At 70.4% G+C, this 12863-nt stretch carries 13 protein-coding genes; 4 read left to right on the top strand and 9 right to left on the bottom strand.

Features of this window, described 5'->3' with window-relative positions:
* Nucleotides 1-252: 252 nt before the first annotated feature.
* The 9 genes from ACFF45_RS08780 to ACFF45_RS08740 form a co-directional block, all read right to left on the bottom strand.
* A complete protein-coding gene (locus ACFF45_RS08780) occupies nucleotides 253-885 on the bottom strand; it encodes a TetR/AcrR family transcriptional regulator (protein WP_381344212.1) in 633 nt (210 codons plus the stop codon).
* 27 nt (nucleotides 886-912) lie between these two features.
* A complete protein-coding gene (locus tag ACFF45_RS08775) occupies nucleotides 913-1671 on the bottom strand; it encodes an SDR family NAD(P)-dependent oxidoreductase (protein ID WP_381344209.1) in 759 nt (252 codons plus the stop codon).
* Between the two features lie 26 nt (nucleotides 1672-1697).
* Entirely contained in the window at nucleotides 1698-2435 is a 738-nt protein-coding gene (locus ACFF45_RS08770) for an SDR family oxidoreductase (protein ID WP_381344207.1), read from the bottom strand.
* 25 nt (nucleotides 2436-2460) lie between these two features.
* Nucleotides 2461-3606 carry an acyl-CoA dehydrogenase family protein gene (locus tag ACFF45_RS08765; RefSeq protein WP_381344205.1) on the bottom strand — a complete coding sequence of 382 codons (1146 nt, stop codon included), beginning with the start codon at nucleotides 3604-3606 and terminating at the stop codon, nucleotides 2461-2463.
* Between the two features lie 303 nt (nucleotides 3607-3909).
* A complete protein-coding gene (locus ACFF45_RS08760; RefSeq protein WP_381344203.1) occupies nucleotides 3910-4218 on the bottom strand; it encodes a YciI family protein in 309 nt (102 codons plus the stop codon).
* Nucleotides 4219-4248: 30 nt separating this feature from the next.
* Nucleotides 4249-5460 (bottom strand): YhgE/Pip domain-containing protein, encoded by a 1212-nt coding sequence (locus tag ACFF45_RS08755; RefSeq protein ID WP_381344201.1) that lies wholly within the window; start codon nucleotides 5458-5460, stop codon nucleotides 4249-4251.
* Between the two features lie 253 nt (nucleotides 5461-5713).
* Entirely contained in the window at nucleotides 5714-6208 is a 495-nt protein-coding gene (locus ACFF45_RS08750; RefSeq protein ID WP_381344198.1) for a MarR family winged helix-turn-helix transcriptional regulator, read from the bottom strand.
* A 10-nt stretch (nucleotides 6209-6218) separates the two neighbouring features.
* Nucleotides 6219-7163: a TIGR03620 family F420-dependent LLM class oxidoreductase gene (locus tag ACFF45_RS08745; protein WP_381344196.1), complete on the bottom strand. Its 945-nt coding sequence runs from the start codon at nucleotides 7161-7163 to the stop codon at nucleotides 6219-6221.
* Nucleotides 7160-8164: an Ldh family oxidoreductase gene (locus ACFF45_RS08740; protein ID WP_381344194.1), complete on the bottom strand. Its 1005-nt coding sequence runs from the start codon at nucleotides 8162-8164 to the stop codon at nucleotides 7160-7162. The genes ACFF45_RS08745 and ACFF45_RS08740 overlap by 4 nt, the downstream gene beginning before the upstream one ends.
* Nucleotides 8165-8353: 189 nt before the next feature.
* On the opposite strand from ACFF45_RS08740, the gene ACFF45_RS08735 reads away from it, so the two are divergent.
* The 4 genes from ACFF45_RS08735 (at nucleotide 8354) to ACFF45_RS08720 (ending at nucleotide 12717) form a co-directional block, all read left to right on the top strand.
* Nucleotides 8354-8863: a flavin reductase family protein gene (locus ACFF45_RS08735; RefSeq protein WP_381344190.1), complete on the top strand. Its 510-nt coding sequence runs from the start codon at nucleotides 8354-8356 to the stop codon at nucleotides 8861-8863.
* A gap of 27 nt (nucleotides 8864-8890) precedes the next feature.
* Nucleotides 8891-9916: an LLM class flavin-dependent oxidoreductase gene (locus ACFF45_RS08730; protein WP_381344187.1), complete on the top strand. Its 1026-nt coding sequence runs from the start codon at nucleotides 8891-8893 to the stop codon at nucleotides 9914-9916.
* A gap of 94 nt (nucleotides 9917-10010) precedes the next feature.
* Entirely contained in the window at nucleotides 10011-11627 is a 1617-nt protein-coding gene (locus tag ACFF45_RS08725; RefSeq protein WP_381344185.1) for an AMP-binding protein, read from the top strand.
* A 148-nt stretch (nucleotides 11628-11775) separates the two neighbouring features.
* Nucleotides 11776-12717 carry a hydroxymethylglutaryl-CoA lyase-like TIM-barrel protein gene (locus tag ACFF45_RS08720; protein WP_381344183.1) on the top strand — a complete coding sequence of 314 codons (942 nt, stop codon included), beginning with the start codon at nucleotides 11776-11778 and terminating at the stop codon, nucleotides 12715-12717.
* Nucleotides 12718-12863 lie beyond the last annotated feature (146 nt).

Here is a 12863-nt window from a genome sequence, read left to right as displayed (position 1 = left end):
TGTCGTCTTCGTCCACGTCGTCACCCGCCGGGGTCGGGGCGGGGCCTCCTGCCGCTGGTAGAGGAGACCGCCGTCTTCTCTGATGAGGATCTCTGCATTCGGGCGAGGGTACTGGTTGCCCCACTCGGTCCGGCGTTCAAGGGAGTGGGCCGAGTTCTCGTGGCTACGGCAGCCGGACATGCAGCGGGGAGTGAGGTCCCTCTGGGCTTGTCGCGGCCGTGGTACCTCACCTGCGGAGACCGACTCATAAGACTAGGCGCGGGGCGAGGCCGTGTTCTGGCCGGCTCCCAGCATGGTGAGTACCAGGCCAGCGTAGTAGCGCCCGATGCCGACGGGTGTGCGATCCCCGCCGGGCGTGTACCACCGGCTCACGTCGATACCGAGGGACAGGATGGCAAGCGTCAGGTTGTCGACCTCGTCGGCCCGGAACGCCCCTGCGGCCATCCCTGCCTGCACCTCCTGCCGGAACAGCCTCTCCGTGCGCGAGCGCAGCTCGACGATGCGCGATCTGTGCTCCGGTGACAGGGCGCGCAGCTCGTACTGGACGACGCGGGCGAGCAGGTGATGCCGCGCGTGCCAGGCACAGTAGTCGTGCGTCAAGGCCCGCACCCGCGACACCGGAGTCGTCTCGCCCTCCAGCGCCCGCTCACACACAGCCAGGACGTGCTGGTGGCCGGCCCGGCTGATGGCGAAGAGGAGGTCGGCTTTGGTGCGGTGGTGGGCGTAGACGGCGGCTGGGCTCATACCGGCCGTCGCGGCGATGTCCCGGGTCGAGGCGCCATGGTATCCGCGGTCGGCGAAAGCGGTCAGTGCCGCCTCGAGGATGCGGCGCGAGCCCGGGGCGACCTCCGCCCACGGGTCGTGCGGGTCGATGGATGCTGTCACCCAGTCATTCTCCCAGCCCGCGGCCTGTCAGGTGACCGTGAGCCCGCCGTCGACGGTGAGCGTCGAGCCGGTGACGTAGCCGGCCGCGTCGGAGGCGAGGAAGACCACGGCGGCGGCCAGCTCCTGGGGGTCGCCGGTGCGCGCGATGGGGATACGGCTCACGATGTCGTCGATGTGGCCCGCCTGCTGGCGCGCGGTCATCTCGGAGGCGAAGTAGCCCGGAGCGAGGGCGTTGACGCGGATGTTCTTGCGGCCGCTCCACTGCGCCGCCAGATCCCGCGTGAGCCCGAGGAGACCGGCCTTGGACGACGCGTACGCGGCCTGGGGCAGGCCCGTCGAGACGAGCCCGAGCACGCTGGAGACGTTGATGACGGAACCTCCGCCGGTCATCTCCGCGGCAGCGGCCTGGGCCATCCAGTAGGCGCCGCACAGGTTCACGTCCAGCACACCCTGGAACTGCTCCGGGGTCTCACGGCTGGCGGGTACGGCATCGGCGACACCGGCGTTGTTGACCAGAACGCCGACTCGGCCGAAGCCGGCGGCGGCCGCGGCCACGTCCCGGCAGTCCTCCGGGGAGACCACATCAGCGGGTACGCACAGGGCGCGCCGGCCTGCCCGCTCGACCAGTTTCGCGGTGTCGGCCAGCTTCTCCACCCGCCGCGCGGCGAGCACGACATCGGCCCCGGCTTCGGCGAGGGCCTGGGCGAAGGCGACACCCAGGCCGGAGGAGGCACCGGTCACGATGGCGACCCGGCCGTCGAGGCGGAAGCGGTTCAGGATACTCATGCAGAACTCCGTGGATCGCGGGCGGATCAGATGGACAGGCCGCCGTCGACGGGCAGCACGGCACCGGTGATGTAACCGGCTTCGGCGGAGGCGAGGAAGCCGATCGCGGCGCACATCTCCGCGGGGTCGCCGAAGCGGCCCATCGGAATGCCCGTGATCAGCTCGGCGCGCTTGTCAGTGGGGACCGAGGCGACCATCCGGGTCTCCGCGTTGGGGGAGACGGCGTTCACGCTGACCCCGAAGCGGGCCAGTTCCTTGGCGGCTGTCCTGGTGAACCCGATGATCCCAGCCTTCGCGGTGGCGTAGTTCGCCTGGCCGACGTTGCCGTGCAGCCCGGAGTAGGAGGTGACGTTGACGACCCGGCCGTAGTTCTGGGCTCGGAAGTGCGGCACGCAGGCGCGCGTGAACCGGAAGGTGCCGGAGGCGTGGACGTTCAGCACGGCGTCCCAGTCGTCGTCGGTGAGCTTCCAGAGCAGGCCGTCGCGCAGGATGCCGGCGTTGTTGACGAGGATGTCCACCCTGCCGGTCTCCGAGACGGCGGTGGCCACCACCCGTTCCACGTCCTCGGTGCTCGCCACGTCGGCGGCGGCGGCCCGGGCGCCGAGTTCCCGCGCGGCGGCCGTCACCTCCGCTTCGTCCCAGTCGATCAGATAGACGTCAGCCCGGGCCGCCGTGAGGAAGCGCGCCACTTCCCGTCCGATGCCGCGGGCGGCGCCGGTGACGAGGGCGGTGCGGCCGGTGAAGTCGAAGGTCAGGTTGCCCATCGGGCACTCCCATCAGAGCAGTGGGTCACAGGCCGAGATCGCGGCCGATGAGTTCCTTCATGATCTCGTTCGAGCCTGCCCAGATCTTGGTCACCCGGGCGTCCTGCCAGGCACGGGCGACGCGGTACTCGTTCATGTAGCCGTAGCCGCCGTGCAGTTGGACGCACGCGTCGAGAACGTCGTTCTGGACCTGCGCCGACCACCACTTGGCCTTGGCCGCGTCCGCCGCGCTGAGTTCGCCGGCCACGTGCGCGGCAACGCACCGGTCGACGAACGCCTCGGTGACGTCCACGGCGGTGACCAGCTCGGCAAGGCGGAACTTGTTGTACTGGAAGGAACCGATCGGTTGTCCGAAGGCACGGCGTTCCTTCGTGTACTCGATCGTCTCGGCCAGGATCTGCGCGGCGTGCGCGATGTTGGTCACGGCGGCGCCGATCCGTTCCTGAGGCAGGCGCTCCATCATGTGCACGAAGCCCCGGTCCAGCTCACCGATCACATGCGCGGCCGGCACGCGGACACGGTCGAAGAACAACTCGGCCGTGTCCGCCTCGTGCTGGCCGACTTTGTCCAGCTTGCGTCCGCGTTCGAACCCCGGCATCCCTGCCTCCACGGCGAACAGGGTGATGCCCTTCGCGCGCTTCTCCGGGCTGGTGCGTGCGGCGACCACGACCAGATCGGCCCCGTAGCCGTTGGTGATGAAGGTCTTCGACCCGTTCAGGATCCAGTCCGACCCGTCCCGAACCGCCGTGGTGCGCAGTGCCGCCAGATCCGACCCCGCCGACGGCTCGGTCATCGCGACGGCGGCGATCATCTCGCCGGCGCAGAAGCGCGGCAGCCAGCGCCGACGCTGCTCCTCGGTGGTCAGCTCGACCAGATACGGCGCGACCACCTCGCAATGGATGGTGAAGGACGAGGCGAACGCCGCCGACACCTTTGCCAGCTCCTCGCCCAGCACCGCGCTGAACCGGTAGTCACCGGCGCCGCTGCCCCCGTATTCCTCCGGGACCAGCAGACCGAGCAGGCCCTGCCGGCCGGCTTCCCGCCAGGTGTCGCGGCTTATCGACCGCTGCTCGATGAACCGCTCGTGATGCGGGCGCAGCTCCCGGTCGACGAAAGTCCGGACGGACGCGCGGAACGCGTCGTGGTCGGCACGGAACAAGGTGCGTTGCACAGGACTCTCCATAATGACCGGGAACGACTAAGCGAATGCATAGTAACTATGCATTCGCTTAGTTGCCAAGGCTGGGCGGTTCGTTTTCCGGCCGGGCCCCGACCTGGCGGCTGTGTGCATGACGGCAGCGATCGCAGCCCCTCCGGCAGCCGCGGCTGCGCATGCCGAACCGGCGACGGAACCCGCTGCCGGTGCCGACGACGAGCCATGCGCGTGGGTGGCCGGTGAGCGGCTGCGTCGATCCGGTTTCGTCCCGGGCCGGGGCCGTGAGTGGCCGACGGCCGGGGTCGCCGCTCGGCTGTTTCAGCCGGCTGTGGGCATGCTGGAGTCGCTGTTGTAGGTGCCGAAAATCGGGTCCCACTCGGTGACCGTGCAGTCGGTGATCAGTCCCTCGCTCATGAACGGGTCGGTGGCGATGAGGTCGATCGCTGCCTGGCGGCTGTCGGCCGTGAGGATGAGCAGAGCGGACTTCAGGGGTGTTTGCAGGAAGGGTCCGGACGCCTTGAGGCTGCCGTCGTCGAGTCGTTCGGCGAGCCAGTCGACGTGAGCGGCCACGTGCTCGTTCCACCTCTTGGTGTCGGGGTGGGTGTAGGTGACGACGAAGAATGCCATGGTTGTTCCTTTCTTGCCTTTTCGCTGGCGCTAGGGGGTTTCGCTGTGGTCGGGGAGGAGTCGGCGCAGGCCCTTCCGGTCGTAGTAGCTGCTCACGGCAAGGCCGGTGAGCAGGGCCAGGGCTGACCCGACACCGATCATGGTCCAGCCGCGGGTGAGGCCTGCGTCGGCGCGTGCGTCGAAGTAGAGGATGGCGCGGACGGCGTCGTTGAGCTGGCGCATGGGTTCGAAGTGGGCGAGGAACCGGTAGAAGCCGGGGATGGCCTGCAGGGGGACGGTGGCGCCGGAGGAGGGCAGGGCGAGGACGAAGAAGATGAGCATGCCCACCAGCTGGCCGAGGCTGCCGAAGGCGGCGTTGATGGCCTGGACGCCCAGCGCGACAGCGGTGGTGGCGCAGAAGGAGAACATGTACAGCAGGGGCAGGTGGGTGGCGTCCATGCCGAGGACGGCGATGGTGGTGAGCATGAGCAGGGCCGAGGTCAACGCGGCCAGCACGGTGGAGACCGTCGCCTTGACGGCGAAGGTGCGGATGCGGGTGATGGACAGCGGCGGGCGGCGGATGTGCCACGGCCCGATGTCGGTGACGGCGTAGCCGAGGTGGGCGTCGACGCCGTTGCTGACCACGGTGGCGGAGATGAATCCGGTCAGGACCAGCAGCAGGGTGTAGTAGAAGGCGGTCAGTCCCGCGCCGGAGTGGCTGCCGATGGGGTGGCCGACGGTCGTGGTGACAGCGATGGGATCGGCCATCAGCAGCTGTGCGGCCGGGGTCGGCGGTGTGTGGCCAGTGCTGGACGAGGCTGCGGTGGTGAGGGTGTGGCCGAGCCGGCGTGAGGCTTGTGCGGCGGCTTGCTGGGCGGTGGAGCCGGCCAGGGAGGAGGCCATGCTGCCGACGCCCGGGTTGGTCAGCACGGTGAGTGCGGGGCGCTGTGCTGACTTCGCGGTGGGGTGGGTGAGGGAAGCGACGGAGGCGGTGAAGTCGGCGGGGATCTGCAGGACGGCGTAGACCTTGCCGCTGCCCATGAGTTCGCTTGCGTGCTGCGGTGTGAGCTTCTGCCAGGACACCGTGCCGTGGGCGTCGGGGGCGGTGGTGATGGCGTGGGAGATCTGGGATCCCAGGTTGCGGTGGGCTCCGTCGAAGGCGGCGCCCCGGTCGGCGTTGACGATGCCGATGGGCAGGTCGTGCAGGTTGCCGCGGGGGTTGAGGATGCCGCCCATGTACAGCAGGGATACGAGCAGCGTCATCAGGACGCTCAGAACGGCGGGCCCCGTCCAGACGCGAGGACTCAGCACCGCCTGCGCAAAACGGATCTGTCCGTGGTGGTGGGCGGGGGGCGGCGAGGATGATGGCACGGGTGACTCCGGGGCGAAGAGGGCAGGCCACAGGCCCACAGGCAGCGGGGCTCCGCAGGGCAGCCGGCGTCCGCGGCGGATGGGCGAACTCGCCCGGGCTGCCTGGAGGAGAAGTGGTGGGCCGGTGTACTGGTTACCGTGTGCGTCAGGCCAGGTGGCGCAGCTGGGTCTCCAGGACGGCCGCGCACGAGCGCAGCGCGGTGTTGAGGAGTTCGGCCTGGTCGGGTGGGAGGACCTGGGCGAGATCGGTCTGGATTTCGTTGACTGCCCGAGTCATCTCGTCGAGGACCGTGCGGCCCTCGGGGGTGACCATGAGGGAGATGGCGCGCTGGCTCTCGGGGTGAGGGCTGCGGGCCATGAAGCCGCGCTCTTCCAGAGCGGTGACGATACGGGCCATGGTCTGCGGGCGGACGTGGCAGCGGCGTGCGAGCTGGGCCAGGGACAGTTCGGGGCGCTCGGCCAGGACGCGCAGGGCGGCATACCCGGACAGGGTCATGTTCCAGGCGCTCAGGCGCTGGTTCTGCAAGCGGACCACGGCGCGTTCCATGCGGAAGACCGCGTCGACCATCAGGCTGGTGGCATCCAGGCGGCCGGGCGTGCCGGCCGTCGACTGCGTCGAGTGGTGGTCGCTGTCAGGCATGGGGCCAACCCTAGGAGATGGACGCGGGCTTCGGATCGCCGAGGCCCAGGACGGGCGCGAGGGCGCGCAGCTGCTCCAGGCCGGCGCGGTCGGCGCGGTGGCCGAGCGGGTGAACGGCGACATGGTCGGCTCCTGCGTCCAGATGGGCCCGGACGCGGCGGGTGACCGTTTCCTCGTCTCCGGTGGCGACGAGGGCGTCGACGAGGTGGTCGCTGCCGCCATCGGCGAGGTCGTCATCAGTGAATCCCATGGCTTTGAGGTGGCGGACGTAGTGGGTCAGTCCCAGTCGGGAGGCGACGTGGCGGCGGGCTGTGCGCCGGGCCCGCTCCCTGTCGCTGCCGACGACGACCGCCTGCTCGGGAACGAGCAGTGGGCCGGGCCCCAAGGTGGCCCGGGCGGCAGCGGTGTGCTCGGGGGTGACGAAGCAGGAGTGCATGCCGTCCGCGGCGTCGCGGGCGAGTTCCTGCATGCGGGTGCGCAGCGCGGCCAGGACCACGGGGACGGGCTGGTCAGGCTCGGGGCCCGCGTACCAGCTGTCGGCCATGGCCTTGAGGTAGGCGCGCATCGCGGTGAGCGGCTTGCCGTAGGGGCGGCCGATCAGTTCCAGGGCGGCGGCGTGGCTGGCGCCGAGTCCCAGGATGAAGCGCTGCGGGTGAGCGTCGGTGAGGGCGGCGGCCGCCGACCGGGCGGCGGTGGGATCGCGCAGCCAGATGTTGGCGATGGCGGGGGCCACGGTGATATGGCGGGTGGCATCGAGCAGCAGGGCGGCGTGTGTGAACACTTCGCGTCCGCCGGGCGCCTCGCCGATCCACAGTGCGCCGTATCCCAGCCGCTCGGCCTCGGCGGCGGCGGCGCGGACCTGATCGGCGGGGACGCGGTCGTGGGAGCCCCACCACACGCCGACCGGCCCGATCCGCGCGGCGGCACCGGCCACCGCGGGCGTGCGGGCGTTCACCGCGCCCCCAGTGTCGGGGAGGCCGCGTTCGACAGCGCAGTGCAGACGTCGTCCGAAACCTCGATGGTGCCCCGCGCGCGGCGCCGTTCGCGTTCGGCGGCCGAGCGCTCGAAAGGCACGCGCACGGGCCGCTCGGCGTCCGTGGGGCGGGTGGCGCGCAGCAGTTCGGCGTAGTCGGCCGCACGGCGGCGGAAGTCGTCGGCGTCGGTGAACAGGCCTGGGTCGACCACCATCAGCAGGAACCCGCAGTCGGATACGCCGTGGGGCGCGGTCGCCGCTCCACAGGCCATGCCCAGCAATTGCACGACCAGGGCGAGCCCGGATCCCTTGTGGCCGCCCCACACGGTGAAAGCGCCTCCGAAGAGGGCGGCCACCGGGTCCTGGGTGGGACAGCCGTCGGCATCGAAGGCGTGCCCGGCATCCAGGGGCCGGCCCTCACGGTGGCGCTGCAGCACTTCCCCGAGCATGACGCTGGAAGTGCCGATGTCCCAGATGACGGGGGATCCGCTGGTGGGGAACCCGAAGGCGATCGGGTTCGTGCCGAATCGGGCCTGACTGCCACCGTGCGGGGCGACGATGTGCGCGCCGCTGCCGGCCGCCATCCCGAGGAACCCGGCGGCCGTCACCTGCTCCAGGTAATAGGAGAACATCCCCGTGTACCAGGTGTTGCGGGCGCCGATGACGGCGACGCCGCTGGTGCGGGCCTTGGCGATGGCCAGCTCGGTCGCCTGCTGGGCGACGAGGTAGCCCACCTGGTCCCCGCCGTCGATGGCCGCGGAGACGGGCGTTTCCCGCTCCACCCCGATCGGCTGCCGGGCGGCGGCAGTGGCCTGGATGCGTTCGACGACGGAGACCGCGCGGGAGAGGCCGCCGAAGGCCAGGCCGCGCAGTTCGCAGTCGATCAGGTGATCGGCGATGACCTCCGCCTCACGCTCGCTGTGGCCGACGCCGGTCATCGCGGCATGCGCCAGCGCTCGGGCCTGCCCCAGGGAAAGGATCACGATCGCCCTCCAAATATCAGCTTGCTGTTATTAGAACAGCAAGCTGATGAATCGGCAACAGGCTCCCGCCGGCGCGGCCGGCGTGGACGGGCCCGACCCCCGGCCGTCCGCCGACCCGTCCCCGTCGCGACAGCGGAAGGGAGGGCCGGACGCTTGACACAATTAACAGCATGCTGCTTCATTGCCAGCATGCTGATAAATCAAGCCGAGGGTTCTTCAGAGGTCCTGCCGGAGGTTTTCCGGGACTTCTTCCAAGGGCTCCCTGCCGCAGCGACGGTGGTCACGGCCACCTGGGACGGGCGTCCTCACGCCACCACCGTCAGCTCCTTCTCCAGCCTGTCGCTGGATCCGCCGCTCGTGCTGATCGCGCTCGGCGTGGACTCGCGCCTGCTGGGCGTGGTGCGGCGCAGCAACCGCTTCGCGGTCCATCTGCTGACCGCCGACCAGCAACACATCGCCGCTGCCTGCGCCGCCAGGACCGAGGACAAGCTGGCCGGCATCGCCTGGCAGGAGACCGACGGACTGCCGCAGATCGACGGTGCGGCGGGCTGGATGGCCTGTGACGTGGACCGGGTGGTGGCCGCCGGTGACCACGACCTCGTGGTCGGCCGGCCGCGCACGGTGCAGACCTCGGCCGGCACCGACCCGCTGCTGTACTACCGGCGCCGCTTCCACCGGCTCGCCCGCCCAGCCGCTTAGCCCCTACCACCCCGAGGAGCGCCCCCCATGGTGCAGATTTTCACCACCGACAATCCGCTTCACCCCGGCGAGTCACAGCTGTCCGACCTCGTCACCCGCGCTCAGGCCCTGGAGGCCTCCGAGGCCGTGGACGCCGTCCTGGTCGGCTACTCCTCGACCTGGCCGCACAATCAGGTCACCGCCCCGTACCTGTTCGCGGCGACCGAGCGCCTGTCGCTCATCGTCGCCCACCGGCCCGGGGTGATGGCACCTACCGCCGCCGCCCGCTACTTCGCCACTCTCGATGCCCTCTCCGGAGGCCGGCTGGCGCTCAACGTCGTCGTCGGCGGCGCCGACAAGGACCTGCGCCGCGAAGGCGACGCCCTGCCGAAGACGGACCGCTACCAGCGGGCGACGGAGTACCTGGACGTCATGAAGCGCGCCTGGAGCGAGCAGGCGTCCTTTGACCACCACGGCACCTACTACCAGGCCGAACGCGTCCGCCACGACCTGCGGCCGGCCAACGGGCACATCCCCGTCTTCATGGGCGGGGAGAGCGAGGACGCCGTACAGTTCGGCGCCACCCACGCCGACCGGTACATGCTGTGGGGAGAGCCGCTGGCGGGCACCGCCGAACGCATCGCACGCGTCACCGAGGCCGCCGCCGCCCACGGCCGCACCCCCTCGTTCTCCCTGTCGCTGCGGCTGTTCATCGCCGACACCGATGAGGAAGCCTGGCGCCAGGCCCGCGCCGCCGAACAGGCCGTCAAGGAGGCGTCCGGCTCCCGCGCCATCCTGCGCTCGGCCAGCACCGACACGTCTGTCGGCCGTGAGCGCCAGCTGGCCGCGACCGCGCAGGACGTGCACGACGACTGCTTCTGGACCGGCCTGGTGAGCCTGCTCGGCGGATTCGCCAACACCGCCGCCCTGGTCGGCACTCCCGAGCGGGTCATGCGCTCCCTGGCCGCCTACCGCAACCTGGGCGTGGACGCGTTCCTGCTCACCGGCGGCATCTACGGCATCTGGGAACCGGCCCTGGAGGACTTCGCCGCCCGCGTCAAGCGTGAGCTGTGAGCCGCTGACGCCACCTACCCGACCTGACATCCGACAGCCCCTTGCCCCGCTTGCCCGCCTGCCTTCCAGGCGCCCGTTGATGAATGGTGGAGATGTGAGCAGCACATACGACATGCGCGACCTGGGCGGCGGCACCATCGGCGGCCTGATGGCCGCCCGGGCCGCCGCCAACCCCGACCACCCGGCCCTGCTCTTCCAGGACCAGCGCTTCACCTACCGCGACCTCGATCAGCAGGCGACGGCCGTCGCCGCCGGGCTGCTCGCCGCCGGCCTGCAGCCGGGGGATGCGGTGGCCGTGTTCCTGGGCAATCGCCCCGAGTCCGTGACCACCCTCATCGGCCTCGCCCGTGCCGGGCTGGTCAACGTCCCCGTCAACACCGCCTACAAAGGCGGTTTCCTGCACCACGCGCTCCAGCATTCGGGCGCCAAGGCCGTCATCACCGAGACGGCGCTGGCCGGTGCGCTGTGGGCGCTTCAGGACTGGCCCCCCGCAGCCGGCACGGTGGTCTTCGTCGACGGCGTCCCGGACAAGGTGCCGGTTGCCAGGCTGCACCTGCTGTCGTGGGCGGAGCTGACCGAGCACGGCCGCGGCCCGGCCATCCTTCCCGAGGTCGTGCCCGCAAGCGCGTGTTCCATCGCCTACACCTCCGGCACCACCGGCCAGAGCAAAGGCGTGGTCAGCCCGCATCTGGCCGGAGTGACGATGGCCCGCGAAGCGGCCACCGCCTTCGACCTGACCACGAACGACCGCGTCTACACCTGCCTGCCCATGTTCCACGGCGCGGCCGCCGTCACCGCCGGCCTGGCCGCCTTCTACGCCGGCGCCACCTTCGTTCTCTCGCCACGGTTCTCGGCCAGCGGCTTCTGGGAGGAGATCCGCACCAGCGGCGCCACCCAGTTCAACGCGCTCGGCCCCCTGCTGCCCATCCTCCTCGCGCAACCACCCACCGCGGCCGACCGCGACCACGCGGTCACCCGCGCGTTCGCCGCGCCCGCACCACCGGAGATCCTGCACCGCTTCGAGGAACGCTTCGGCGTCCACATCATCGAAGGCTATGGACAGACCGAGATCAAAAACGTTCTCTACAATCCCCGCCACGGCCGCAAGGTCGGCTCCCTCGGCCTGCCCACCGCCTCCTCCACCGTCGCGATCCACGACGAGCACGGCAACGAAGTCCCGCCCGGCACCGTCGGCGAGATCGTCTACCGGCCCCGCCGCGCGCACATCATGCTCACCACCTACCTCCACGACCCGGCCGCCACCCTGGACGGCATGACCGGTCTGTGGTGGCACACCGGCGACCTCGGCTACCAGGACGAGGACGGCTTCTTCTACTTCGTCGACCGCAAGAAGGACGCCCTGCGCCGGCGCGGGGAGAACATCTCCTCCCAGGACCTCGAAGCCGCCCTGCTCACCTTCCCCGGCATCTGCGACGCCGCCGCCATCGCCGTGCGCAGCGACGTCGGCGAAGACGAGATCCTGGTCGTCCTGGACGTGACCGACCCGGCCGCCTTCGACTTTCACGCCCTCTACCGGCACTGCGACAGCGTCCTGCCCCGCTTCATGGTCCCCCGCTACTACCGCATCGCCCAGGGACTGCCGCGCACCCCCACCGGCAAGATCCGCAAGGTCGACCTGCGCACCGAAGGACTGACCGAGGACACCTTCGACGCTCACGCCGCCGGCCTCACTCCCACCCGCCAGATCTGACCCTCCGCCGCCCTGCCGGCCCGTCAGCACGTAAGCCGCCCTCGCCTTAAGACACACCCTCCGTCCAAGTGGCGGAGAAGGACTCACCGGGCTCCGAGCCCGTGGATTGTCCGTGCTGACGGCAGGCCCGTTTCTTCCGGAGAAGCCGATGGTGTCCGTGCGTATCCGCGACATCTCACCCCGCCTGGCCTTCCAGGCTCGCCCCGTCCCCACCGCCTGCAAGATCGAACTCATCGAGCGGCTCATCGACGTCGGCGTTCCCGCCATCGAGGTCACCTCCTTCGTCCACCCCGACCTCGTACCCGGTCTGGCCGACGCCGAGGAGGTCTTCAGAAGGCTCCCGCGTCCAGCCGGAGTCAGCTTCGAAGCCTGTGTCGCCAACGCCACTGGCCTGCGCCGGGCCATCGACGCAGGCGCCCACACCGCATGGTTCCTGCTGTCGGCCGACGAAGACTTCTCCCTCATGAACACCGGCCGCAGCATCGAACAGTCCCTGGCCCTGCTGGACGATCTGCAGGCCATCGCCGACGGCACCGACACCCGACTGGGCAGCTACGTCATCGCCGCCTTCGGCGGACCCCTCGGCACCGCCCGCACCCCCCAGGACATCCAGCCACTGCTCGACCGACTGACCACCCTCGGCATTCACGACTGGATCCTCGCGGACTCCTGCGGCTACGCAGCCCCACGGCAGATCACCACCATGATCGAGCACATCGCCCCGCAAGCCGGCGGCGCCCAGAACCTCACCGTCCAGATCCACGACAGCCGCGGCATGGGCATCGCCTGCATCGCCGAACTCGCCCGCCTCGGCGTCGGCACACTCGACTGCTCCCTCGCCGGATCCGGTGCCCACCCCGCGGCCCCCCAGGCCCGCGTCGGCGGCGTATGCACCGAAGACGCCGTACAACTGCTGCACCTGACGGGCATCCGCACCGGCATCGACCTGCCGGCACTCATCGACACCGCCAACTGGCTCGCCACCCAGCTCGGCGCAACACCTACCGGATACGTCCGCCACACCGGCCCGGTACCCACACGAGACCTCCAGGCCCCCAGCGCCTTGCCGCAGTCCTGGCACCCCGGCTGACGCCAGGTGGCGCGGGCGGCCGCGCGCACGGCCGGTACGTAGGCCGCCGCGTCGAACCGCGGGCTCGAGACGACCACGGACAGAGCCGTGACCACTTCCCCGCGTCGTGTACGGGTGCGGCGGCCGTCGTGCGCGGCGACCTGGGG

The organism is Streptomyces cinereospinus (assembly GCF_042430725.1).
Classification (GTDB): Bacteria; Actinomycetota; Actinomycetes; order Streptomycetales; family Streptomycetaceae; genus Streptomyces; species Streptomyces cinereospinus.
Note: the sequence above shows the minus strand (reverse complement) of the source record. Positions and strands in the feature narration are given on the sequence as shown.

Excerpts from the sequence above, each read along its gene's own strand:
- ACFF45_RS08750 (WP_381344198.1), bottom strand. The coding sequence starts at position 6,208 with ATGCCTGACAGCGACCACCACTCGACGCAGTCGACGGCCGGCACGCCC.
- ACFF45_RS08730 (WP_381344187.1), top strand. The coding sequence starts at position 8,891 with ATGGTGCAGATTTTCACCACCGACAATCCGCTTCACCCCGGCGAGTCA.
- ACFF45_RS08775 (WP_381344209.1), bottom strand. The coding sequence starts at position 1,671 with ATGAGTATCCTGAACCGCTTCCGCCTCGACGGCCGGGTCGCCATCGTG.
- ACFF45_RS08755 (WP_381344201.1), bottom strand. The coding sequence starts at position 5,460 with ATGACGCTGCTCGTATCCCTGCTGTACATGGGCGGCATCCTCAACCCC.
- ACFF45_RS08720 (WP_381344183.1), top strand. The coding sequence starts at position 11,776 with ATGGTGTCCGTGCGTATCCGCGACATCTCACCCCGCCTGGCCTTCCAG.
- ACFF45_RS08770 (WP_381344207.1), bottom strand. The coding sequence starts at position 2,435 with ATGGGCAACCTGACCTTCGACTTCACCGGCCGCACCGCCCTCGTCACC.
- ACFF45_RS08735 (WP_381344190.1), top strand. The coding sequence starts at position 8,354 with ATGCTGATAAATCAAGCCGAGGGTTCTTCAGAGGTCCTGCCGGAGGTT.
- ACFF45_RS08760 (WP_381344203.1), bottom strand. The coding sequence starts at position 4,218 with ATGGCATTCTTCGTCGTCACCTACACCCACCCCGACACCAAGAGGTGG.